Consider the following 20,106-nt stretch of genomic DNA (forward strand, 5'->3'; position numbering starts at 1 on the left):
TTCCATCGTTACCATTTCCAGTTCGTATTGTTGCGGAGTCGGTTCTTGAAGCATATCGGAGTATCCATATTTCGATACCCCTATTAGATCAAAGGTCTAGCTCGAAAGCTAGACCTTTGTCAGCAGTCTGAGCTTCCCCCAAGGGGAAGCTTTATTATTTGCGCCAGTTAAATCATAGTTTCATACGACATTTTATGCGCAAAATCTATCTGCTGGCTTTACTCTCCATTTCTAGTGTTACTCAAGCGGAACCTTTCGGCGATGCCGAACTCGGAAAAGTCAAATCACCAAGCTGCGTCTTTTGCCACGGCCCAACCGGTAAGGCTGCTAATCCAAGCTATCCAAATCTAAATGGACAAAACGCTCAATACCTTTACCAGTCGATGCTTGACTATCAACAAGGTAAACGTACAACATCCATGGCTCAAATGATGGCAGCGCAGCTACGCCAGCTTAATGACCAAGATTTAAAAGATATCGCAGCCTTCTACGCACAACAGCAGTAATCTGATTATGTTATGTGAAAACAAGCTTGAACTCTTCAAGCTTGTTTCGGTGTGCCGTTCAACGCAAACAGCCCTCTAAACAACGCAAAACTCATAACAACATTCACGATGCAAATGTATAATTTCCACACACAAGATTTACATTTATCTCATTCGAGCCGAGGTTTTAAATCGCAAAAAACATAGTAAAATCATCAATATCAAACATATTGCGAGCAGCATCCATTTTTTAATTTGTTCTTGCCACAACTTCGATATAGACTGCGCGCCCTTTTAACCTATTTTTACAACGAATGAAATACAGCGCTCCTGTTTTTAAATGGCAATTCCTTCTTCCAAACTACTGGGGTACTTTATTGCTCATCGCTTTAATGTACTCATTAAGTTTGCTACCGTTTAAGGCCCAGTTAAAGCTCGGAAAGGCCATCGGCCGATTCGCACTAGGACGGATGCAAAAACGCTCTAATACTATCCGACGCAACTTAGAGCTCTGCTTCCCAGAAATGAGTGAGGCAGAAAAACAGCAACTCATTGCCGAAAATATTGAGAACACAGGTATCGCGCTTTTTGAAACCGCTATGGCTTGGTTTTGGCCAGACAGCCGCGTTAGTAAACACGTGACTATTGTTGGCATGGAGCGTTTAGAAGCTCTAGAGAGAGAAGGTAAAGGCGCATTGATGCTCGCAGTACATTCAATGAACCTCGAACTTGGCGCGCGCGCATTTGGTATCAAGAAGTCAGGTATGGGTGTATACCGCCCTAACAATAATCCATGTTTTGATTATTTTCAGTACCAAGGCCGTTCACGCTCAAACCGCACGTTAATCGACCGAAAAGACGTAAAAAGCATGATTCATGCTCTACAAAATGGTGAGCGTGTTTGGTATGCACCCGACCATGACTACGGACGTCGTCGTTCAACTTTTGCCCCATTATTTGCGGTTGAACAAGCGTGCACAACAACAGGTACTAGTCTTCTGGTGAACGCGGCTGATTGTGCCATTGTACCGTTTACTATGGTACGTGATAGCAATGATCACTACATCTTGACGATTCACCCAAGCCTTGAAGAATATCCGACAAACTGTGAGATTCAAGCAGCGGCGTACACCAACAAAGCCGTCGAAAACTCGATTATGGCAGCACCAAGTCAATATATGTGGTTACATCGTCGCTTTAAGACTCGCCCAGAAGGCGAAGCTTGTTTGTATAATGTTTAGTATCAGTCAACATCAGTCTTACTGAACTACATTCATAGCGATAAAAAAGGTCAAGCAATGCTTGACCTTTTTTATTAAATTCAGAAAGTTAAACTCAGGTTCTGTAAAGAACCTTTACCACGTGCCAGCCAAATTTAGTTTTAACTAAATGCGGTACGAGTGTTTCACCACTAAAGCACACTTTGTCGAACTGAGGTACCATTTGGCCTCGACGAAACTCGCCTAAATCACCACCCTTTTTACCAGATGGGCATGTCGAGTACTTCTTCGCAAGTGTTTGGAATTTTGCGCCCTTTTTAAGCTGTTTGATAATATCTTCAGCTTGTTCTTTATGCTTTACCAATATATGTAAAGCCGCTGCTGTATTTGCCATGATAGTCTTTTGAGTAACCTAACTAATCTTCAGATTGTATCTAAGATTTATGAGATCTTCATCAAACCTTTTCATCATTCCTGTATTGAGGGGCACTTCAACGGCCAATCTCTGATCTGTTTCAACGAAAACTTACTGATTTACCCTAATATAAATAAACTAAATAATCACAACTCAGGTAAACTTTGGTTTATTTTATGTGGTTAATCAGAGCAGTTCTCAGTATATGGATGTGGTAATGGCGGTAAAAAGTAAAGCGAATCAATCGCAAGGCATGTTGATGTTTACCTTAACTTCAAACCAGCAGATGTTTGCTATCGGTACGCTCAAAGTGCGTGAAATTGTTCCTTTCTTACCAACCACGCAAATTCCCTACTCACATCACCATGTTGTAGGCACTGTGACTATTCGAGAGCTTAACGTCCCTGTCATCGATATGCCTGCAGCAATCGGTTTTCGTCCTATCCAGCCAGAAGAATACCAATCTTGTTTTTTAATCGTAACCGACTGCTTGCGCACAGTTGTGGCATTTATGGTACGAAGCATTGAGAAAATCATTGATTGCGATTGGCGCAATATCGAACCATCGCCTTCAACTGCGGGAAGTAATGTTTTCATCACAGGCATTACCCGCTATGAAGAACAAATCGTACAAATGCTGGATGTTGAATTACTGCTTTCAAAAATCTACCCATTATCTGAATCTGCACGTATTCCGATTCTGACTGACATTCAACGCGAACGTCTCAAAGCACTGAATATCTTACTCGTTGATGACTCTAGCATCGCGCGTCGACAACTGTCTGATGCATTAGATAGCATCAATATTCCATACCAAATATGCACTAACGGTGCGGAAGCTCTCTCCTGCATGCGTGATGCGGTTAGTCATGGTAGAGCGATAGATTTACTCGTCAGCGACATTGAAATGCCCGGTTTAGATGGCTACGAATTGGCGTTTGAAACCCAGAGTGATCCTGAATTACGTAGCGCCTACATTATTTTGCATACTTCGCTTTCCAGTGAAATTTGCGTTAACCGCGCCCAACAAGTTGGCGCACATGAAGCTCTAGAAAAATTTAATGCTGGCGATCTCATCAACGCGATGTTGAGAGGGGCTGATATCATTGCCAAACAAAAAAGCATCGCTTAATTAAATAGATGTAATTTATTCCTATTTGCCAATGGGTTATGGGCTTAGTTCACAAATATCTGATGTACAAAGCAATGCTCCTGTACCTCGTATTTAGGATTGTTTAATGTTAATCAATAGTCGATCTTTTTTGGCTTCGCTGTAACGAGAGTTTGATAGTTCCTCTTACTTACTAGTCAAAACTCTCATGCCGTACTAATTTGGTTTACATAATAAAATGACAGAAGACGTATTTAAAAAGTCTACCGCTAACTTAAAGAAAGCGGTTCCGCTAATGATGAAAAATCATGTTGCCGCCACTCCTGCTAACTATGCGCTTTGGTACACCTATGTTGACAATACATCCCCGCAGCTCAACTCCGAGCTAGAAAATATTGTCGATAATTTTGGTATATGTCCGCCGAGTGAAGGGGAGAAACTCTACAGTAAGCATATCGCTCCTAAAGCAGAGATAAGGCTCAGCGATCTTAGAGCCAATATTGAGATATTGTTGGGAGAGCTCGCCACTTCAATGAGTGACACTCTTAGTGATACGTCTCAGTTTTCAGCAATGATTGATAAGAGTTTCGACAACCTCGAGCGAGTCGAAAATGAGAGTATGTCGCTTGATGAAGTGATGGTGATCATCCGCCAGCTTGTCGCCGAATCAAAAGGAATCCGTCATTCAACCGGTTTTCTAACCCACCAACTTTCAACCGCAAGTGAAGAAATCCATCGTTTGAAAACTCAGCTTGCTGAAGTACAGAAAGATGCTCTATTTGACAGTATGTCTGGCTTGTATAACAGACGTTCATTCGATAATGATATCAAGATTCTGTGTCAGAGCGAGCAGCACTTCTGCCTGATCTTAGCCGATATCGACCACTTCAAGAACTACAATGACAAATACGGTCATTTATTTGGTGACGCGGTCATTCGCGGTCTTTCAAGACGGCTGCAAACAAGTTGTCGTGATGGGGCAACTGCGTATCGCTTTGGTGGTGAAGAGTTTGCTATCGTTGTACCGAATCGAAACATCAGAGTCGTAAGACAGTTCGCCGATAGTTTGCGCCGAGCGGTAGAAAAGCTTTCGATAAAAGATCGCCGCAATGGTAAACAAGTAGGCAATATTACCGCCTCATTTGGGGTCACCGAATTTCAACAGAATGACACGGTTGAATCATTAATTGAGCGCGCCGATAAGTTATTGTACGAAGCCAAGCAGCTTGGCCGTAATCGAGTGATGCCAATTTAGGCAACTTGATGAAAAGTCGTCTATTCTTTAGCCTTAAGCATTGCTGGAGATAAATTATGGATAATATTCAAGTTTCGCCTGCCCTTTCAATGCTGATTGTCGCGGGCGTGTTTACCACTCTAATTGGCTGCACATCAGAAACGTCAAGATATCAAAAAACCGAATACCAAATGGCGTCAAACCCCGCAGCTGTTTATTGCGTGCAACAAGACGGCAAATTAGATACTGTTTCTGAAAATGCGCAAAGGGTCACTTACTGTGTTTTGCCCGATGGTACTCGAACAGAACAGTGGGACTACTATCGTAAAAATCACCAACAAAGCGATACTGCCTCTAAATAGCAAACGTTAATGAGACTCCGGATCAAGTTGCTGCTTTAGGTCAACGAGGATCTGACCAAACTCTTTCGACAAACGTTTCACAACGCCAATTTCTGCTGTAGATGGCGTCAATTCAATAAGTTCGGCCAACCGCATGATCAACGCATCATGCGGTGACATTACCGTTAACTGCCCTAGCTTTCGCAATGCCCTATTCGCAATGTATTCTGGGTCTTCACGAACAATAAATATAGCGCGTTGATAAGCGGAATTGACTACGCCTTCCAAATAGACACGATAACTCGTTAGCTGATCGAGCAATAAAAACGCATCGCTTTCCTCTGTGTTATAGGGATAAGGGGCAATTAGGTGTTGATTAATATCCAAAGGGATCGTTAACGCAAGTCCTGCCCTTTTTCCTGCACGTAAACATTGCCCAATCAATCCCTGCTCAGGCAAGATTTTCTCTATTTCAACGACACGCTCGATATGGTAGTCATTCGAAACAAGCCGTAATTGGAGATAATCGCCCGCTAGACAGAATTGGCTATCCATGAGTTTATTCAAGGCGTTGAGCAAGTTCTCGACCGTTGTTGTCGACTGATCTTCTACTAACACTCTCTCGTGACTTATTTTCTGAGCCAGTTCTGGAAAGTGCTGGTAGAAAAAATTGCGCATAGCGTCGCCTTCAGACATTGCCATCGCGCCCTGCTTTCCGCCACAAAATACGATAGCAAGTCGACTGACATTCGTCTCGGCAAGCATCTCGGCCAATTCCACTACTCTTGAGCGGCCTTCGAGCGTCAGTTGACCGTCAACCAAACGCTTTCCAAGCACTAAAAAGACTTCGCTCACATTCTCTTTTGTTGAATTGCTCAATAACTGAATTGCCACTGCCCTATTTGTCCTTCAATAGCTATAGTTAAGTTATATACCCAAGTGACTTCAAGATGCAGGATTCAGAGCGTTGTTATTGATTTGAGTTCAAGGAAAACGCCGCGGTGAAATAGTGTACTATTTCCAAGTCGTTTGACGCCGAAGTCGTAGGAATAACACGCTCCCGAAGGGCGAGTTGCCTTGTCTGCCAACCAAGGCATTCTTGCTGAACCAAGCACCTTGAGGTTACTTGGGTATATATTACACAAGGATACCGTGATGTTGTCGATATTCGATATATTTAAGATAGGCGTTGGACCTTCCAGCTCTCATACCAATGGCCCAATGCTGGCTGGGTATGATTTATCTCAATCATTGATTAACAAGCAACTTATCACTCAAGTTGCTCGCCTAGAAGTCAATCTATATGGCTCTTTGTCTCTAACTGGCATAGGCCATCACACTGACCGAGCAGTGATACTAGGTTTACTTGGCAATCGTCCCGATACGATTAAAGTCAGCAGTGCCAAGAAAGCGCTACAAACCGCACTAGACCAAGGCTCACTTACCCTTACTGAGCAACACTCGATCAGTTTTGACTATGATAAAGATATTCTTTTTCATACCAATAACCTACCGCTGCATGAGAATGGCATGACTATCATTGCATTCGATGGCGATCAAAAGGCGATTTACAAGCAAACCTACTATTCCATCGGTGGTGGTTTTATTGCGACTGAAAAACAGATGCTGGAAGGTTGTGATGAACAAAACATTGCCGTCCCATTTCCTTTTGAGAGTGCCGAGCAGCTCTTGAATGATGCGGAAGAAAACGGCTTAAGCCTAGCAGCGTTAGTTCTACGCAATGAAGTTTGCTTTCAACCAATGAATGATATCGAACGCCGCGCTGATCAAATTTGGAAAGTGATGCAGCTGTGTATGCAACGAGGCTTCGATACAGAAGGCATTCTGGAAGGCGGTTTGAACGTGACAAGACGCGCCCCTAACCTACAGAAAAAACTTGAGTCAAACCAAGAATTTGAAACTGACCCGATGGCGGTAATGGACTGGGTAAACTTGTTTGCATTCGCTGTTAGCGAAGAAAATGCCGCGGGTGGACAGGTTGTAACCTCGCCCACAAACGGCGCAGCTGGCGTTATTCCCGCCGTCTTAATGTACTACCATAAGTTTATTCGCCCGTTAGACACCAAACAGCTGAAAGACTTTCTCGCCGTTGCTGGTGCTATTGGTATTTTGTACAAAACCAATGCCTCGATTTCCGGTGCCGAAGTGGGCTGTCAGGGGGAAATTGGCGTTTCATCCTCCATGGCGGCGGCAGGGCTTACCTCGTTAAGAGGTGGCAGTAACGAACAGATCTGTATCGCTGCAGAAATTGCGATGGAACATTCGCTCGGTATGACCTGCGACCCAATCGGGGGGCTTGTTCAAGTCCCGTGTATAGAACGCAATGCAATGGGGGCAATGAAGGCAATCAACGCTTCACGCATGGCACTCAAACGCACCAGTAAAACTCTAATTTCCTTAGATAAAGTTATCGAAACCATGTATATCACGGGTAAAGACATGAATCGTAAATACCGTGAGACATCCCTCGGAGGCTTGGCATTGATTCACCTTGCGCCTCCGTGCGAGTAAACATTACCTTTATCAAATCAATTGCCGAAGCCACTTTTTCTGAGTGCTTCGGTGATTTCACCCTATTCACCATCCATTGCTGATGCCACTTCCTCCTAACTGCCACTGAGCAATGAACTTCATTTAATATAAAAACCCAGCCCGCAAACGTTTGCTAGTAAATTCAGGATAAAATCCTACTAAATAGTGGGGAAATTTCGTGCATCAAAATGATTTTCTGACATAATCGTCCGCCTTCCCATTTATTTGAACTAAATCACAAGAGAAAGTTATGTGGAATAGGCTAAACAAGTCGATGATGTTCTGCCAAATGATGTTTGGCTTGTCTTTCTACGGTGTCATGGTGATCTTGACTCGCTTCTTCCTAGAAGATCTAGGTTATAGTGAAGCGGATACTATGATGGTTGTAGGTGCATTCTCCTCAATCGGTCCACTATTCGCGATTGCGGGTGGCTTTATTGCCGATAAATTTTTAGGCGCATATCGTTCGCTCACTATTGCGTATTTAACTTTCGCTATTGGTTATCTGCTGCTAATCCTAGGTTCATCGGCAACGAATGTTCCAATGAGCTTAGTGGGTATTGCACTAGCAAGTTATGGACGTGGCCTCATGTCGCCATCATACCCTAGCCTGTACAAACGTACTTTTGCTTCTCAAGAAGATTTTGAGAATGGCTATCCGGTGAACTACTCAGTGAACAACATCGGTGCACTGTTAGGTCAATACCTATTCCCTATGTTCGTACTTGTGATTGGCTTCCACGGTAGCTTTACTCTATCTGCAGTAATGGCAACTTTGGCCTTGGTTACGCTAATCATCTTTAGAAAACCATTGGTCGGTGTCGCTGCAAATATCGATCAAAAACCGGTTGGCATTGCAAACTGGGTAGCATTTATCGCGCTATCTGCAGGCATGGTTGGCTTAGTATTCTTCATGTTCTCAAACATGGATATTGGTCAAAACATCGTTTATGCGATTGGCGGAGCGGCAATCCTGTACTTCATCTCTTTGATGTTTAAGTCAGGTAAATCTGCAGCACTTAAGATGGGTACTATCCTTATCATGACCGTGCTCACGACCTGTTTCTTCGTTTACTACGGTCAAATGATGACATCAATGACAATGGTAACGATCAACACCATGCGCGGCGATCTCTTTGGATTCATTCCAATTGCTCCAGAAGCATCAATGGCGATGAACCCATTATGGTGTATTCTTGCCGGCCCAGTCATTTCCTACACATTCTCTAAACTTGAGAAGCGCGGTATTACATTGTCTACCGCGAGTAAGATTGGTATTGCGTTTATCTTTACTGCCATTGCATTTGGTATTCTGACCATGGCGGTAATGAATGTAGGTACAGACGTCATTATTCGTCCAGAGACCTTCTTCGTGATCCATTTCTTCCAAGCGTTTGCGGAAGTTATTGTCGGTAGCTTGGTGGTTGCATTTATCTTGTCAGTCGCTCCAAAGCACATTGAGAACTTCTCAGTATCTCTGTTCTACATCGCGATGGCGCTAAGTGGCATTATTGGTGCGGTGTTCTCAACATCGATTGCCCTTGAAAAAGGTCAAGCAATTACCCAAGAAGTTGTTCAAACCGTTTATGGTGACTACTTCCAAATGCTGACAATTCTTGCAGTAGTGATGGTGGCAATTGCATTTGTATCTTCGTTTATTATTCGTAAGATGTTAGAAAGTGCACAGCGCCATGAACCAGAATTGGTAGAAGCTGACGCAACAGCATAGGCACAAAATAATAGAAAGCCCCAGCACAATGTCTGGGGCTTTTTGCATAAGGGTGAAAATGTTCACAAAACCTTATTAGAATTTATCTCATTCTGTTCGGTGCTAGCGAAAACAGAATTAATCACGCTCTCTTGCGCGGTATTCGTAACTTAGACTAATCACTGGTTGATAAGCAATTGCCCCTTCGCTGGTCACGATTTCTTCAATCTGAACTTGTGAGTTAAGGATCTCGAACGAATTTACGTCGACCAAGTCGTTACTATTCCAAGAAACATTTCTGCTTAACTCTAAAGATCCCATACGATTGACATCCACTATCATCATTCGTCCTGATTCTAGCGCTGCAGCTTTCGAATCGTATGCGTTCCCTGACATTGTACTTGATTGCATTACCGTAGAGTATGAACCACTTGTGCCGGCCATTGCTACAGAACTGAATAAAAGAACACTTGCTACACTGGCTAATTTAATCATAATTATCTCCTTTACTTACCAAAGTTCGGACTCCCTCACTGCTGCCCGAATACCTAAATAGTACGTTAGAGAAGACCCAATTGGTTTTGAATAAATTGCACGTGTTGAACAATTTTTTTGACCATCACCCATTTTCCATCTGTATCGATTTGATTAACAAAGCTTGGTCTAAATTCTGCTTATCACCTAAACAAGATGATTTATAACGGTTAATTTTATTCGCGAAGAAAACAATCTTAATCCTGTCAGCATTCTGTTTAGAGCGGATTGTTATATCGATGAACTAAATTCTTCTTAAAAAAAGATGAAGATTTCTGCAAGAAAAAGGATGGACTGGGTAAATTTCGCGTCATTTTCACAACTCATGCATTTGTGATTAATTCCTGCTATGATTCGCGCCCAACTAAATCAAGGGTGCTAGCATGAACCGTAAAAAGCGTATTAACCAAATTTTGAAATCAAAACAAAAGAAGGCGAATGCGAAACTGCATAACAGCAATAAGCCTCGCTATATCTCGAAGGCTGAGCGCGCTAAAATGGAAGCTGAGGCGCAACAAGATAACGTGATTATTGACGCTCAAGAAACAGAAATCACCGAGCAGCCAGCACAAGACAACGCTTAATTCATCGTTCAGCCTCTCGCATGTGCGCAGAGGCTGTATGAATACCAGTTGGTAAGCTAATTAGAAACTATCTAACTCTTGATTCTCTCCAGCGACCTCCGCATGGTCACGATCTCTTCAAGAGTAGCCTTTCATCAATGGCGATATAGTTATCACAGACATCAACCAAACTTTGCGCGGTCAAATCTGGTACTGAGTAAACATTAACTCTAGTATTAAAACGTTGTTGCACCCTTTCCACCAGCATTTCAAAATCGCCATCGCCTGACAATAGGATCACACGGTCAACATCAGAGGCAGCTTCATAAACATCTAATGCAATACCTACATCCCAATCGCCTTTAGCACTGCCGTCCATACGCTGGATTAGCGGCTTTAGACAAACCTTAAAACCAATACCACGCAAAATATGGTGAAACTGACGCTGTTTTGGGTCTTGCGATGCAATTGCATACGCGTTTGCACTTACAATATCAAATTCTTGGCTTACTTGAGCCCAAAATTTATTGTAATCAAAGTTCGCTTGATAGCGTTGTTTAGTTGTGTAGTAGATGTTTTGTACATCGACGAAAATCGCCACTTTTTCCATGGGTAGTATTCTCTGATTCAATTCGACGTTATTTTAACAGTCTTATCTACGTCACGCACGGCTCTCTACCCAAGCAAGGCAAGTGAGGCAATCATTATGACTGCCTCACTTGATTCTATCGATAACTAACTCGCATCCCTACCCCACTGTTCTGGCTCTGGGTATTTATGAATAATTTGCTTAAGATATTCTTGTTTAAGCCGCAACGCATCAACGCAAAGTGCATCCAATTTACCTTGCTGGACCATTTTCTCGAGTTCAAGCAAGGCGGCGGTGACTGAGCACGCTTGTTTATAACTTCTGTGCGTTGTCATTGAATCAAAAATATTGGCAACCGTCACAATACGTGCGGCCAAAGGCACTTCTTCTTGACTGAAACCATAGGGGTAACCGCTACCATCCAGATACTCATACTGGAATCGCATAATTTGATTGAGCAACGTAATACTTGGGTGATTTGGATTACCGACTGACGAAACAATTTCATCCATCAACTTGATGCCATTATCGATATGCGAGCGAGCAGACATCAGCTGCTGAGGTTCAAAGCGATTTGTGTCACAAATTAATGTGTCGGGTAACAGAGTTTTGCCTATGTCGTGGATTTGAGAAAAAGCAGCAATTGCATCTACCTGCTCATCATCCAAGTGACGATGATCCGCAACGTACTCAGCGATCAGCTTAGTGTAAGCACGCATGCGTCGACCATGGTAGTACGAATCACGGCAATAGACCGTGCTACCCGTTCTTAGCCGATCAGCGAACTCAACAATGGTGTTAACCACCTGGCTATGTGATTCAACTGCGAACTGCAGCATTTCTATGTATGGAGCGAGCGAGAGTAACGATTTGCTATCAAACACATTTGGCTCATAGGCATTTAAGAACACAAAGCCACTGAAACGATGGTTTTGAAAACAGGGAATCGCCGCCGAAGAGCGGTAACCTTTGTGCCGCAAAAATGCCAAGCGGTCACAGTGAGTCAAATAAGCTAAATCATCAATGATACGCGGAACACCCATAGCCGCCGAACGCTTTAGATGATCAAGTTTACTCAATCGCTTTTCATGATGTAATTCACTCCAAAGCTGAAACTCACTGTCAGCATAAGTCACTAGAGTGTCTTTTTCTCGATTATATTTAGCGTACGAGACTCTCGCGATTTTCGGCGCGTGGGCATGCATACGGTGCATTAACTGCTGTAACTGCTGATTAAGCGGTTTTGCGGTTTGAAAATAGTGATTGTTCATCTTATTCCCCTGCACTTAGCTCACTAAGCACATTGAGCAAAGAATCAACATTCGCAGAAATACCTCTGAGCGGAGGTCTCAATCCTTCTTACGAATGTCGCACATACCGATATATCTTATCTTTCAAACATACAAAACAACCGCTGGTTTCAGCCAGCAGAAATGGTGAAAATTCGTTCATCTCGTGATCACTATCAAATAGCGCAGTCGCTTGATTAGTGCTTGATATTAAACCAATCCAATTTTTCATGCAGGGAAGTCACACTACCCACCACAATTAAAGCAGGACTTTGTGCTTGTTTCGCTAGATTAGGCAGTTGCGCTAAATTACCACGAAAAACACGCTGTTCACGACGAGTGCCATTCTCGATTATCGCGCAAGGCATATCTTCGGCTATACCGTGAGTAATTAATTTATCGGCAATGTAACCACTTTGCTTTAGACCCATGTAGAAAACCAAGGTTGAATTCGACTGGGCTGCCGCCTGCCAATCAATTTCTTTACCATCTTTTTGCACATGCCCAGTAATAAATTGCACCGCTTGGGCGTGGTCTCGATGTGTCAATGGGATACCCGCATACGCTGTCGCCCCTGCTGCAGCGGTGATGCCCGGTACCACCTCAAAGCGAACACCTTGCTCGGCAAGCGTTTCAAGCTCTTCGCCACCGCGACCAAAGATAAATGAGTCGCCTCCTTTAAGGCGAACGACACGCTTACCTTCTAAAGCTTTGTCGACCAAAATTTGATTAATTTGATCTTGTGGCACGCAGTGATAATCCAATTTTTTGCCCACATAAATCATCTCAGCCTTCTCATTCGCTAGTGCGAGAATTTCTGGTGATACCAGACGGTCATACACCACGACCTGCGCTTGCTGGATCACGCGGTAACCTTTAACGGTTAACAAGTCAGGATCACCAGGACCTGCGCCTACTAGAGATACAAAACCTTGAGCGAGCGATGCTTGAGTAGAAATTAAAGTGGTCGTCATTGCGATACCTATCTCGAAAAATTTGGTTATAAAAAGTGCCACTTAAAACGGTTAAATAAGAACTTGTTATAGCCAAACTGCCCCGCACTACAGCGGGGCGGCTTAGGATTATTTGCTTAGCGCAGGCTCAGTGTTGAATTCTGCGTCAGCTTCAACTTCTAGACCTTTTGCGGTTTTAGCGTGAGTTAGATATAGCGGGACACAAGTAAATAGCAAACCACCAACAATGTTACCTAAGATCGTTGGGATTAGATTGTAGTTCAGCCAAGTTGCGATACCAAAGTCAGCACCTAACATCATGCCAAGTGGAAATAGGAACATGTTAACTACAGCGTGTTCGAATACGAGTGCGAAGAAGATAAAGATTGGCAACCACATTGCGGCAATTTTGCCCGCTACAGTGCGCGCGGTCATGTTACCGATCACGCCTAAACAAACCATCAGGTTACATAGAATGCCGCGCACAAAGCAGGTGATCCAACCGTCCATGCCTAGGTTTTCAAAACCCACGGTACGTGCCGTTGAAACTTTAATAAACGTTTGGCCAACTGCGTTAGGCTCTGCGCTAAAGTTCATGGTCAAAGAAAGAGCGATCAAAAAAGCCACTATCAAGGAACCAATTAGGTTACCTAAGCCAACGAGTCCCCAACAGCGAAGAACACGTCCCCAAGTGATGCCAGGGCGATCATCGAACTTAGCTAAAGGGGCAAGGCCAAATACACCCGTTACTAAGTCATAACCCATTAGGCTTAGGATACAAAAGCCCACTGGGAAGACCAATGCACCAACAATACCAATACCGGTTTGGGTGATGGTTGTAATCGCTACCACGACCGCTAATGACAAAATGATCCCTGCCATCGTGCCACGCAGAATCAAGTCTCGGGTCGAGGTTCGGACCTTAGTTTCGCCCGTCGCTATCATAGTTTGGACAAATTCAGCTGGTTTTAAGTAAGACATCATGTCTCTCCAAAAAGTTAAATTAAAATTGAATAGTGAAAGGCTCCCTACTCTCGTCCTGTGTCCCCCGCCAAGGGTAGGAAGCCTTTAAGCTATTGAATCTTTGTTAACTGATTTGACTAAGCTGTGATTTCCACTTCACCGCCCATCACACGAGCTTGGTAAGCTTTGACACTAAAACGCTCATCTTCCATACATTGTCCCGTTACTAGGTTGAAGCGCTGCTTCTTAAGAGGACTTGCTACCCAAAGTTCGCCTTGGTGCTGACAAATCAATCCGCGTGACAACACATTTGATTGGAAGAACGGATCGGTGTTACTAATTGCAAACACTTCTTCCGCTTCGGTTGGACGAAAAACCGCAACTTGCTGACCTTCCACTAGCGCACACACGCCTGTTCCCGGAACGATATCGCTGATATGACAGATTTTTTCAAATGACATAATTGACCTACCTTAATCTGCAACTGCTACATGAAGAATGTCGCCTTTCACTTCCGGGTGTTTTTCCGTGAAGGTGGCTGGACGGTGCTGTTCGCGCTCTGCGACGAACATTACGTTATCATCACGCTTATCTGAGTTAATGAAATGAGCAAAACGAGTCAGTTGCGATGGTTCATTGATGGTCGCTGTCCACTCACATTCGAAGTCATCCACCAATTTCGCCACATCTGCTTCAAGTTGAGCATTGATGCCTAACTTGTCATTTGTGATGACTTCACGCAGGTAGTCAACGCCACCTTCCATGTTTTCCATCCAAACCGAAGTGCGCTGTAGTGGCGCGGCAGTACGGATGTAGAACATCATGAAACGGTCAATGTATTTGATTAGAGTCTCTTGATCTAAGTCGCTAGCTAATAAGTCTGCGTGACGAGGTTTCATACCACCGTTACCACATACGTACATATTCCAGCCTGCATCGGTTGCGATAATGCCAAGGTCTTTACCTTGTGCTTCCGCACACTCACGAGTACAACCCGAGACGCCAAACTTCATCTTGTGCGGTGTACGGATACCTTTGTAGCGATTTTCAATATCTGATCCTAAGCCAACAGAATCTTGTACGCCGTAACGGCACCAAGTTGAACCTACACAGGTTTTCGCCATGCGCAGTGCTTTTGCATAGGCTTGACCCGTTTCAAAGCCGGCTTCAATCAACTTGCGCCAGATTTCCGGAAGGTCATCTTTTTGTGCACCAAACAGACCAATACGCTGCGCGCCCGTCACTTTGGTGTATAGACTGTATTCTTCGGCAACTTTTGCTAGTACGCCCAACGCTTGTGGCGTCACTTCACCGCCTGCCATACGTGGGATCACTGAGTAAGTGCCGTCTTTTTGGATATTGCCAAGGAAGTTATCGTTGGTGTCGTGCAGTTTAACCAATTGCGGCTTAAGGATGTGTTCACCCCAGCAAGAAGCAAGGATTGATCCTGCCAATGGCTTACAAACTTCACAACCATAACCTTTGCCGTACTTTTCTAATAGTTCGTCAAAGGTTTTAATCTCTTCAATACGAATCAGATGGAACAACTCTTGGCGTGAGTAAGCAAAGTGCTCACACACATCGTTTTTCACTTCAATGCCAGATTTTGCAAGTTCGGCATTTAACACTGAAGTCACTAGAGGAATACAACCACCACAACCCGTACCTGCGCCGGTCACCGCTTTGATGTCCGCAAGCGTATGATTGCCATCCGCAACAGCTTGAGCAATTTTGCCTTTAGTCACATCAAAACATGAACAAATGACAGCGCTCTCTGGCAGAGCATCCGCGCCAAGTGCAGGTTTTTCAGCACCAGCGTGCGCTGGAAGAATCAACGCATCTGGATGCTCAGGTAAGTCAATTTCATTGAGCATAAGTTGCAGCAAGTCACCATAGTCAGCGGTATCGCCAACCATAACGGCACCAAGCAACTTCTTATTATCTTCAGAAACGATCAGTCGCTTGTAAACTTCTTGCTCTTCATTCTGATATACATAGCTCTTACAGCCAGGCGTACGACCATTCGCATCACCGATTGAACCCACCTTCACACCCAGTAGCTTCAACTTGGCTGACATGTCCGCACCTTCAAAAGTGCTGTCGCTGTTGCCTAGCAAATGGTCAACCGCAACCGTCGCCATTTTATAGCCCGGCGCGACCAAACCGTAAAACATGCCGTTCCACGATGCACATTCACCAATTGCATAAATGTCTTGATCGGACGTTTGACAGTGATCGTTAATCGCAATACCGCCACGAGGCGCGATTTCTAGTTCCATCTGGCGAGCGAGTTTATCTTGCGGGCGAATACCCGCCGAGAAAACAATAAAATCCGTCTCAAGCTCAGTACCATCGGCAAAACGCATCACATTGCGTGCATCTTTGCCATCTGCAGTGATCTCTAGCGTGTTCTTACTAGTGTGGACGTTGACGCCCATACGCTCAATCTTTTGACGCAGTTGATTACCACCCGCTTGATCAAGCTGCTCTGCCATCAGTTTTGGCGCGAACTCAACGACATGCGTTTCCATGCCCAATGCTTTCAGTGCACCAGCCGCTTCTAAGCCAAGCAGACCGCCGCCAATGACGACACCTGATTTGCTCTTTTTCGCAGTTGCTTCAATGGCTTTAAGATCTTCGATGGTGCGGTATACAAAACAGTCCTTGCTTTCATTACCTTTGATAGCGGGTACAAAAGGGTATGAACCTGTCGCAAGAACAAGCTTGTCGTATTGAATCTCACGACCAGAAGAAGAGTAAACAGTGCGATTTTGACGGCTGATATTGATCGCACGCTCGCCTAGTAGAACTTGAATGCCATGTTTCTCATAGAAGCCCTCTTTGACCAATGAGAGTTCTTGAGCAGTGTGATGAGAGAAGTAAGAAGAAAGGTGGACACGGTCATAGGCGACACGCCGTTCCTCACAGAAAACCGTTACCTCAACATTTGAGATATCTGTTTTCTCAACGAGATCTTCGATAAAGCGGTGTCCTACCATGCCATTACCGACGACCACTAGCTTGAGCTTGCTCATAATCTTTTCCAGTTTTATTTGGTATCTGAGCAAGATTTTCATTTATGAAGAAAAATTAATACATGATGTAAATCAATTACTAATTTAAACTACCCCAAAGGGGTATAAGTACTACTTAAGGGGTATTTGAACGGAAATTTTAAGATAATTTGGTAATTATATTTCATAAATGGTATCTAATTTACCATCCGTGGAGAAAGATTATGAAAAAGGCGCAAAATGCGCCCTAACAAATATCTCGATTTATCTAAGCTGTCGCTAATAAAATCGCCTTAAGCTCAGACAAACATTTAACCGTGTAACTCGGGGTTATATCTTGGCAATGTGGTTGCTCTGCCGCGTTCAGCCAACAAGTATCAATACCAAAGTTTACACCACCCAGCACATCAGAGTGTAAGTTATCACCGACCATCAATACGCGGTTCTTCTCTGGCTGGCCCATTTGTTCCATCGCGTAACTAAAAATCCCCGCATCCGGCTTAGCTACACCGACTTCTTCAGAAATAACCACATGCTCAAACATGTCGCTTAAAGCCATTTTCTCAAGACGGACTTCTTGCAACTCAGTAAAGCCATTGGTAATGATCCCCAGCTTCGCTTTACCTTTTAATGCATCTAGCAACTCACGTGCTTGTGGGATCATCGTGCAGATATCCGCCATGGCATCAAGGAAAGCCGTGTTTAAATCGGTAGTCGTGGTATTAAACTGCTCTGCATAGCCTTTGAAGCGAATGTGCTTAATGTCAGCCGCTGTGATGGTGCCGTTTTGGTAATCCACCCACAATGGCTTATTAATTTTTTGGTATTGCTCGAAATCGTCACGCGTATACTCAACCCCCATGCGCTCGAACATTAGCTGCATCCCTTTGAATGCGTCGAATTTAAACAGGGTTTCATCCGCGTCAAACAGAATCCAATCGTACTTCATGGCTCTACCTACAAATAAGAAAAGAAAACGCCCGTTTGGGCAACAATGCGCGCGCATTATAACGCTAAAAACGACGGAAAACAAAAAAGGAGTTTACAATGTAAACTCCTTTTTTATCATAAGGTTAAACGTCTATCGGTAAAATATTTTCCCTGTATTTACGTTTAGATAAATTTTGTTGGCTTGCTTAATTCCACCACAATAAACAAAGTAAACATCTTCACTGTACCTGACCGATTTAACCCAACCTTTAAGCTCTTCAAAATCGGGGGGTAAACAAATACCTTCTCTAATCAAATCGTCCGTGGTTTTTATAAACACATCAAAATACTGTTTAAAATCATCAGACTCTTCTATATAGCTACTGATGGTTTTAATTCGTTCAGCTTTGGTTATTGTGGGCGGAACTTCAAGTAACTGATCCATAGGGATCCACTCAGCGACCTCGTCTTCACCTTCTTTATAAACATAATAGGGTGAGATACGCCCCCAGCCATCACGCTTTTCCAATATATGGACTTTGTCACCACGATAAAGCTCCGACTCAATGAAAGCACTCATGTTAGGGTGTTCTCTGATCCCTAGACGCTCAGGGCTAACGTAATAATCTGTCACTTCGGGCACTGGTGGCGGTATTTCTGGAGTGGTCACCTTTTCTTGAACCAATGGAACCCGCTGTTCTGCCTTCTGCTTAGCTGCTCGAGCAGCATCCTGCTCAGGTTTAAGATAGAACATATAATAGCCACCACCAGCTAGTGCTATGCCAACTAGTAGTAATACGACCATTAATATTTTCTTCATGCACTTTTTCCATGATATTGCTGTGGATCTAATTTACTTTATCGGCAACAGCGCAAAATCTTTAGCAAAAGTGATGACTTGGCGTCTAAGGTTCAATTAAGTCACATTTGGCTGCACAGATAAAATCATTCTTGTGTAACCCTTTAATCGAATGACTCCACCAAGTCACTGTCACTTTACCCCACTCTACTAATATCGCAGGATGATGAAACTCTTCTTCCGCAAGCTCCGCTATCTTATTGGCAAAAGACCAGGCAGAAAGAAAGTTTTTAAACTTAAACTGTTTTTCCAATTGAGGAATACCCTCTCTTTCAATAACCTGCCAATCTTTTAGCTGCTGCAACAATTCTTGCTGCTCATCATAGCTCACTGGCATCGCTTCTGGTGTGCAAGCCTCACATCTCAATTCGTTCAACATTATTTGCTTCCTTTACGTTGTTTGTTCCTTTGCGGGAAATAAGGGTGGGTACAATCCCTCTAGAGTCGCTTGTTCTACCTCTGAAACTAAGTCTAGTCGACTCAATTGGTACAACTCCGAAATATCATCCAGCATAAAATAAATTGGCTGCATAATATCAATGCGATAAGGTGTTCTCAGCACAGTGTTGAGTTCAAAAGTCGCTCTAACGGGTGTTTGTGAGTCAAGAGCATAAAGAGTTTCGCCTGGCGAGGACAAAATACCCCCGCCATAGATTTTCAATTCTTCACCTTGTTTTACCAAACCAAACTCAACAGTGAACCAATACAAGCGAGCTAAGAATGCACGCTGCTTAGGATTGGCATGGTAACCAAGCTGGCCATAAATGTGCGTGAAATGAGCAAATTGCGGATTGGTCAACATCGCGCAATGACCAAAGATTTCGTGGAAGAAATCGGGTTCTTGGAGGTAATCAAACTCTTCTCTACTGCGTAGAAAGGTTGCCACAGGAAAGCATTGGTTTGCCAGAAGTTCAAAGAAACGATCAAAACTGATTAATGCCGGGACAGGTACGACTTGCCACCCTGTTTCTTGTAGTAAGATTTTATTGATATCAGGCAACTGAGGCACGCGATCACGAGGCAAATTCAATAACTCGAGCCCCCTTAAATACTCATCGCACGCCCGGCCTTGTACTAAATTGAGCTGACGCGCGACTAAATCTCGCCAAATGGCATGCTCTTCTTCGCTCCAAGTGACATAACCTTGCTCGTCCACTGGGTTTGATACATAACACGTCATCGCTCCCTCCCTGCGGCGTCCTCCGCCGATCTTCTGTTAGTCCCTACCTCTTTTAAGCTTATTGAGACTTATACCAACAGACAAAGATGGCCTGATATTTTGATTACACAATTCGTGTAACATTTTTTTTACATATCATTTTTTAATACGATTATTCGGCCATAT

Annotated in this window: 21 protein-coding genes; 8 read left to right on the forward strand and 13 right to left on the reverse strand. The window is 43.7% G+C overall.

Features of this window, described 5'->3' with window-relative positions:
• The first annotated feature begins 194 nt into the window (after positions 1–194).
• Positions 195–506, forward strand: coding sequence for a c-type cytochrome (locus IRQ95_RS13075; RefSeq protein WP_194437343.1), 312 nt, complete (start codon positions 195–197; stop codon positions 504–506).
• Positions 507–799: 293 nt separating this feature from the next.
• Entirely contained in the window at positions 800–1,726 is a 927-nt protein-coding gene (locus IRQ95_RS13080; RefSeq protein ID WP_194437344.1) for an LpxL/LpxP family Kdo(2)-lipid IV(A) lauroyl/palmitoleoyl acyltransferase, read from the forward strand.
• 94 nt (positions 1,727–1,820) lie between these two features.
• On the opposite strand, the gene ppiC is transcribed toward IRQ95_RS13080, so the two are convergent.
• Positions 1,821–2,099 (reverse strand): peptidylprolyl isomerase PpiC, encoded by a 279-nt coding sequence (ppiC, locus tag IRQ95_RS13085; RefSeq protein ID WP_005472248.1) that lies wholly within the window; start codon positions 2,097–2,099, stop codon positions 1,821–1,823.
• Positions 2,100–2,337: 238 nt separating this feature from the next.
• On the opposite strand from ppiC, the gene IRQ95_RS13090 reads away from it, so the two are divergent.
• From IRQ95_RS13090 to IRQ95_RS13100, 3 genes are all read left to right on the forward strand, one after another.
• On the forward strand, positions 2,338–3,252 hold the full coding sequence (locus tag IRQ95_RS13090; protein WP_194437345.1) for a chemotaxis protein: 915 nt from the start codon (positions 2,338–2,340) through the stop codon (positions 3,250–3,252).
• A gap of 217 nt (positions 3,253–3,469) precedes the next feature.
• On the forward strand, positions 3,470–4,486 hold the full coding sequence (locus IRQ95_RS13095) for a GGDEF domain-containing protein (protein WP_194437346.1): 1,017 nt from the start codon (positions 3,470–3,472) through the stop codon (positions 4,484–4,486).
• Positions 4,487–4,542: 56 nt separating this feature from the next.
• Positions 4,543–4,827 (forward strand): putative hemolysin, encoded by a 285-nt coding sequence (locus IRQ95_RS13100; protein ID WP_228481410.1) that lies wholly within the window; start codon positions 4,543–4,545, stop codon positions 4,825–4,827.
• Between the two features lie 6 nt (positions 4,828–4,833).
• On the opposite strand, the gene IRQ95_RS13105 is transcribed toward IRQ95_RS13100, so the two are convergent.
• Positions 4,834–5,661 carry an ElyC/SanA/YdcF family protein gene (locus tag IRQ95_RS13105; RefSeq protein WP_194437347.1) on the reverse strand — a complete coding sequence of 276 codons (828 nt, stop codon included), beginning with the start codon at positions 5,659–5,661 and terminating at the stop codon, positions 4,834–4,836.
• Positions 5,662–5,961: 300 nt separating this feature from the next.
• On the opposite strand from IRQ95_RS13105, the gene IRQ95_RS13110 reads away from it, so the two are divergent.
• Together IRQ95_RS13110 and IRQ95_RS13115 are read left to right on the forward strand one after the other, a co-directional pair.
• Positions 5,962–7,338 carry an L-serine ammonia-lyase gene (locus IRQ95_RS13110; RefSeq protein ID WP_194437348.1) on the forward strand — a complete coding sequence of 459 codons (1,377 nt, stop codon included), beginning with the start codon at positions 5,962–5,964 and terminating at the stop codon, positions 7,336–7,338.
• Positions 7,339–7,609: 271 nt separating this feature from the next.
• Positions 7,610–9,088: a peptide MFS transporter gene (locus IRQ95_RS13115; RefSeq protein WP_194437349.1), complete on the forward strand. Its 1,479-nt coding sequence runs from the start codon at positions 7,610–7,612 to the stop codon at positions 9,086–9,088.
• 117 nt (positions 9,089–9,205) lie between these two features.
• Here the strand turns inward: IRQ95_RS13115 and IRQ95_RS13120 are convergent, their stop codons facing one another.
• The gene (locus tag IRQ95_RS13120; RefSeq protein ID WP_194437350.1) at positions 9,206–9,562 is read right to left on the reverse strand and encodes a DUF3316 domain-containing protein; all 357 of its coding nucleotides are present in this window, start codon (positions 9,560–9,562) and stop codon (positions 9,206–9,208) included.
• Positions 9,563–9,984: 422 nt separating this feature from the next.
• Here IRQ95_RS13120 and IRQ95_RS13125 point away from each other — a divergent pair, with 422 nt between their 5' ends.
• Positions 9,985–10,185 carry a DUF2986 domain-containing protein gene (locus IRQ95_RS13125; protein ID WP_194437351.1) on the forward strand — a complete coding sequence of 67 codons (201 nt, stop codon included), beginning with the start codon at positions 9,985–9,987 and terminating at the stop codon, positions 10,183–10,185.
• A gap of 106 nt (positions 10,186–10,291) precedes the next feature.
• Here IRQ95_RS13125 and IRQ95_RS13130 read toward each other — a convergent pair whose 3' ends face one another.
• From IRQ95_RS13130 to phhA, 10 genes are all read right to left on the reverse strand, one after another.
• Complete coding sequence (locus IRQ95_RS13130) at positions 10,292–10,774, reverse strand: LabA-like NYN domain-containing protein (RefSeq protein WP_194437352.1); 483 nt, start codon at positions 10,772–10,774, stop codon at positions 10,292–10,294.
• A 125-nt stretch (positions 10,775–10,899) separates the two neighbouring features.
• The gene (locus tag IRQ95_RS13135; RefSeq protein ID WP_194437353.1) at positions 10,900–12,024 is read right to left on the reverse strand and encodes an HD-GYP domain-containing protein; all 1,125 of its coding nucleotides are present in this window, start codon (positions 12,022–12,024) and stop codon (positions 10,900–10,902) included.
• Between the two features lie 215 nt (positions 12,025–12,239).
• Positions 12,240–13,016: a uroporphyrinogen-III C-methyltransferase gene (cobA, locus tag IRQ95_RS13140; protein ID WP_194437354.1), complete on the reverse strand. Its 777-nt coding sequence runs from the start codon at positions 13,014–13,016 to the stop codon at positions 12,240–12,242.
• Between the two features lie 108 nt (positions 13,017–13,124).
• Positions 13,125–13,976 carry a formate/nitrite transporter family protein gene (locus tag IRQ95_RS13145; protein ID WP_194437355.1) on the reverse strand — a complete coding sequence of 284 codons (852 nt, stop codon included), beginning with the start codon at positions 13,974–13,976 and terminating at the stop codon, positions 13,125–13,127.
• A 119-nt stretch (positions 13,977–14,095) separates the two neighbouring features.
• On the reverse strand, positions 14,096–14,419 hold the full coding sequence (gene nirD / locus IRQ95_RS13150; protein ID WP_194437356.1) for a nitrite reductase small subunit NirD: 324 nt from the start codon (positions 14,417–14,419) through the stop codon (positions 14,096–14,098).
• A 12-nt stretch (positions 14,420–14,431) separates the two neighbouring features.
• On the reverse strand, positions 14,432–16,993 hold the full coding sequence (gene nirB, locus IRQ95_RS13155) for a nitrite reductase large subunit NirB (RefSeq protein ID WP_194437357.1): 2,562 nt from the start codon (positions 16,991–16,993) through the stop codon (positions 14,432–14,434).
• 247 nt (positions 16,994–17,240) lie between these two features.
• Positions 17,241–17,921 (reverse strand): pyrimidine 5'-nucleotidase, encoded by a 681-nt coding sequence (gene yjjG / locus IRQ95_RS13160; RefSeq protein ID WP_194437358.1) that lies wholly within the window; start codon positions 17,919–17,921, stop codon positions 17,241–17,243.
• 132 nt (positions 17,922–18,053) lie between these two features.
• On the reverse strand, positions 18,054–18,722 hold the full coding sequence (locus IRQ95_RS13165) for a flagellar basal body-associated FliL family protein (RefSeq protein ID WP_228481411.1): 669 nt from the start codon (positions 18,720–18,722) through the stop codon (positions 18,054–18,056).
• Positions 18,723–18,807: 85 nt separating this feature from the next.
• The gene (locus tag IRQ95_RS13170; protein WP_194437359.1) at positions 18,808–19,140 is read right to left on the reverse strand and encodes a 4a-hydroxytetrahydrobiopterin dehydratase; all 333 of its coding nucleotides are present in this window, start codon (positions 19,138–19,140) and stop codon (positions 18,808–18,810) included.
• Positions 19,141–19,152: 12 nt separating this feature from the next.
• The gene (gene phhA, locus IRQ95_RS13175) at positions 19,153–19,941 is read right to left on the reverse strand and encodes a phenylalanine 4-monooxygenase (RefSeq protein WP_194437360.1); all 789 of its coding nucleotides are present in this window, start codon (positions 19,939–19,941) and stop codon (positions 19,153–19,155) included.
• Between the last annotated feature and the right edge of the window lie 165 nt (positions 19,942–20,106).

This window comes from Vibrio fluminensis (assembly GCF_015278125.1).
Taxonomy (GTDB): Bacteria; Pseudomonadota; Gammaproteobacteria; order Enterobacterales; family Vibrionaceae; genus Vibrio; species Vibrio fluminensis.

Bases quoted from the DNA above. Each gene is read 5' to 3' on its own strand.
- yjjG (WP_194437358.1), bottom strand. From the start codon at position 17,921: ATGAAGTACGATTGGATTCTGTTTGACGCGGATGAAACCCTGTTTAAA.
- ppiC (WP_005472248.1), bottom strand. From the start codon at position 2,099: ATGGCAAATACAGCAGCGGCTTTACATATATTGGTAAAGCATAAAGAA.
- IRQ95_RS13145 (WP_194437355.1), bottom strand. From the start codon at position 13,976: ATGTCTTACTTAAAACCAGCTGAATTTGTCCAAACTATGATAGCGACG.
- IRQ95_RS13125 (WP_194437351.1), top strand. From the start codon at position 9,985: ATGAACCGTAAAAAGCGTATTAACCAAATTTTGAAATCAAAACAAAAG.
- IRQ95_RS13090 (WP_194437345.1), top strand. From the start codon at position 2,338: ATGGCGGTAAAAAGTAAAGCGAATCAATCGCAAGGCATGTTGATGTTT.
- IRQ95_RS13080 (WP_194437344.1), top strand. From the start codon at position 800: ATGAAATACAGCGCTCCTGTTTTTAAATGGCAATTCCTTCTTCCAAAC.
- phhA (WP_194437360.1), bottom strand. From the start codon at position 19,941: ATGACGTGTTATGTATCAAACCCAGTGGACGAGCAAGGTTATGTCACT.
- cobA (WP_194437354.1), bottom strand. From the start codon at position 13,016: ATGACGACCACTTTAATTTCTACTCAAGCATCGCTCGCTCAAGGTTTT.
- IRQ95_RS13110 (WP_194437348.1), top strand. From the start codon at position 5,962: ATGTTGTCGATATTCGATATATTTAAGATAGGCGTTGGACCTTCCAGC.
- IRQ95_RS13120 (WP_194437350.1), bottom strand. From the start codon at position 9,562: ATGATTAAATTAGCCAGTGTAGCAAGTGTTCTTTTATTCAGTTCTGTA.
- nirB (WP_194437357.1), bottom strand. From the start codon at position 16,993: ATGAGCAAGCTCAAGCTAGTGGTCGTCGGTAATGGCATGGTAGGACAC.
- nirD (WP_194437356.1), bottom strand. From the start codon at position 14,419: ATGTCATTTGAAAAAATCTGTCATATCAGCGATATCGTTCCGGGAACA.
- IRQ95_RS13135 (WP_194437353.1), bottom strand. From the start codon at position 12,024: ATGAACAATCACTATTTTCAAACCGCAAAACCGCTTAATCAGCAGTTA.
- IRQ95_RS13170 (WP_194437359.1), bottom strand. From the start codon at position 19,140: ATGTTGAACGAATTGAGATGTGAGGCTTGCACACCAGAAGCGATGCCA.
- IRQ95_RS13075 (WP_194437343.1), top strand. From the start codon at position 195: ATGCGCAAAATCTATCTGCTGGCTTTACTCTCCATTTCTAGTGTTACT.
- IRQ95_RS13130 (WP_194437352.1), bottom strand. From the start codon at position 10,774: ATGGAAAAAGTGGCGATTTTCGTCGATGTACAAAACATCTACTACACA.
- IRQ95_RS13095 (WP_194437346.1), top strand. From the start codon at position 3,470: ATGACAGAAGACGTATTTAAAAAGTCTACCGCTAACTTAAAGAAAGCG.
- IRQ95_RS13165 (WP_228481411.1), bottom strand. From the start codon at position 18,722: ATGAAGAAAATATTAATGGTCGTATTACTACTAGTTGGCATAGCACTA.
- IRQ95_RS13115 (WP_194437349.1), top strand. From the start codon at position 7,610: ATGTGGAATAGGCTAAACAAGTCGATGATGTTCTGCCAAATGATGTTT.
- IRQ95_RS13100 (WP_228481410.1), top strand. From the start codon at position 4,543: ATGGATAATATTCAAGTTTCGCCTGCCCTTTCAATGCTGATTGTCGCG.